2 protein-coding genes are annotated in these 2,594 nt (G+C 53.5%); both read right to left on the reverse strand.

Translation table 11 applies throughout. The features are described from left to right. Positions 1 to 137: 137 nt before the first annotated feature. Positions 138 to 881: an IS21-like element helper ATPase IstB gene (gene istB, locus EXY20_RS38665; protein WP_135557776.1), complete on the reverse strand. Its 744-nt coding sequence runs from the start codon at positions 879 to 881 to the stop codon at positions 138 to 140. Between the two features lie 3 nt (positions 882 to 884). Then, a complete protein-coding gene (gene istA / locus EXY20_RS38670) occupies positions 885 to 2,429 on the reverse strand; it encodes an IS21 family transposase (protein WP_135557777.1) in 1,545 nt (514 codons plus the stop codon). Positions 2,430 to 2,594: the final 165 nt, after the last annotated feature.

A 2,594-nucleotide genomic window follows, 5' to 3' on the forward strand; every position in this document is an offset into this window, starting at 1 on the left:
TGAATATTCCGGCGCGTGAGAGCCACCGTTCTGGAAAGTTGAGAGCCAGGCCTCCGGAAAAAATGAGCCACGTCTCCGGGGGAGGGAGCCACCTGGATTAGTGACTCCCCTTATCTGTTGACGTGCGGCTGGAGGGATTAGCTGGAGATGCCTTTGCGCTTGCGCATGGAATCCACTCCATCGATCATGATGGCGTAAGAATTATGGACAATGCGATCGAGAATGGCGTCAGCCAGCGTGCTTTCTCCAATCTTACCATGCCAGCCGGCTGGCGCGAATTGGGAACAGAAGATGGTGGAACCCCGCTGATGCCTGGCTTCCACGATCTCCAGCAGATCCCGGGCTTCTGTTTCCCTCAGGGAAACCAGAAGCCATTCATCGAGAATGAGCAGCGGGACCTTTTTGTATGTTTTCATCACCTTGTGAAAGACACCTTCGCCGCGAGCGACGGCAAGCTCGTTCAATAGCTCCGGCAGCCGCATGTACTTGACCGGGTAGAAGCTACGGCAAGCAGAAATACCGAAAGCAGAGGCAAGGTAGGTTTTCCCGGCGCCAGAAGCCCCCATAAGAATGAGGTTATGCTTCTCCTGAATATAGCCGCCGGTAGCCAGACGAAGAATTTGTGCCCGATCCAATTTCCGATCTGCGTGGTACTCAATGTTCTCAATGCAGGCGTCATTCTGCTGGAAGCCGGCTTTGCGAATAAGTGCAGCCAGACGATTATTTTTGCGGCGAGCCCATTCCATGTCAACAAGCAGTCCGAAGCGTTCTTCGAACGATAAGGCTTGGAATGCTTGATCTCGCAGGTGATCGCGATATGAATCCGCCATTGTGGGCAGCCGCATCTCTTGTAACTTGCGTATGGTCGCTTCGTGGAGCATGTCCTATTCCCTCCCGTAGTAATTTGCGCCGCGCGTGAATCCGTGAACTGTCGCATCGGTTGGTACGGCGGCGGCTGTCTCGGCAGCAGAAACCCGGTCTTGACCGGTAGCGAGGATGGTCTTGACACTGCGAAAACTGGGATTGGGTGTGTAGGACAGGGCTTTGGCACAAGCGGCTTCCAGACGGGTAACGCCGTGTTTGTCGGCAAGCTTGAGCAAGGCCATGCAGCTTCGATATCCTTGTTGTTCAACCTTATGCGCGGAAAGGATGGCTCGAACGGTGATGGTTGTCTGAGGGCCTACCGATTTCGCCCACGACACAAAGCGATCGGCATCCCAAGCGATATACGTTTTATGATTTTGCGGCATGTGTGCTTCTTGTGTGCTGTACTGTCCAGGATGGCCGTGCAGCCGGGGATGCGAACAGATCCGATGATGATTAAAGAACACTTCAACGACATTGCGCGTGAGGCGAACGTCGACACGATGCTTGATATATTCATAGGGAACGGAGTAGTTCATTTTCTCTAACGATATGTGATAATTGAATTGGACTGTGGCAACTTTCCAGGTTGCCAGTTCATAGGGGGTAGCAGGCAGGCTTAAGAGCAGCGGTTTTTCTTCGGCAAGGAAAACGCTGCGTCTGCTCCCCTCTTTCTTTTGAAAGGGCCTGACATTCAAGGCATCTCGCTTCTCTCGAATGACCTCGTTCAGTTCGGCCAGGCTAAAGCACTGTTGCTTGCGCAAAGCGGCGATGACCCAAGTGGAGACGACACCGACGGCGCCTTCTACATTCGCCTTATCTTTCGGCTTACGGACGCGGGCAGGGATGACTGCGGTGTTGTAATGCTCGGCCATCTCCTGGTAAGTCTTGTTGATCACCGGCGTATACCAAGACGATTGCTCCACGCCGGTCTTCAGGTTGTCCGGGATAAGCACGCGCGTGGCTCCACCAAAAAACTGATACATATTCACGTGAGCGGCGATCCAACTTTCCTGATCCTGCGACGCAAACGCTTCGACGTAAGCATACTGGCTGTATGATAGCACACCGACAAAGATGTAGACGTCGATCATTTCGCCCGTTTCCCGATCGATTACGGCTGCCGTTTGTCCCGCCCAGTCCACTTCCAACTGCTCTCCGGGCTTCCGTAATATGCGCATGGTCGCCTTGCTCTTCTGCGCATATTGTTGATAGTAATGACAGAACTGAGAGTACATTAGCGGCAGCTCCTGGCTAAGCCGGCAGGACTCACAGTATTCGCTCCAAAGCAGGCTGAGCGTCACACCGCTTTTGGCCATCTCCTTGTGTACGTATTCGTAGTCCGGATACCTTCTTGACGTGGCAGCACTCGCCGATGGCCCAAAGAAGCGTTGGCGGAGTTCTCCGTCCGTCAGATCGTTTTCTAGCGGCCATGTCATGCCGAGCTCTGCAGCTCGCTCAATAACTTTGGCAACTGTGTTCCGTGAACAGGCGCAACTGACGGCGATGTTGCGCTGGCTGATCCCTTGGCTATGTAGCCTCAGGATCTGTCGATATGGGGTCATGAAAATGACCTCCTTGTGTAGGATTTGCGCTATGCGAAGCAGCGCATCCTCCCATTCTACAAGAAGGTTTCAACTGGCTCTCAGTTCCGGAACGGTGGCTCAGTTTGACCGGAGACGTGGCTCAAATATTCCGGAACGATGGCTCATTTTACTCCGGAGTATTCA

The sequence above is a fragment of the Paenibacillus cymbidii genome, from assembly GCF_004764705.1.
Lineage (GTDB): Bacteria > Bacillota > Bacilli > Paenibacillales > NBRC-103111 > Paenibacillus_AN > Paenibacillus_AN cymbidii.

What these genes read in the sequence shown, in the direction of transcription:
- istB (WP_135557776.1), bottom strand. Translation starts at nt 881, where the DNA reads ATGCTCCACGAAGCGACCATACGCAAGTTACAAGAGATGCGGCTGCCC.
- istA (WP_135557777.1), bottom strand. Translation starts at nt 2,429, where the DNA reads ATGACCCCATATCGACAGATCCTGAGGCTACATAGCCAAGGGATCAGC.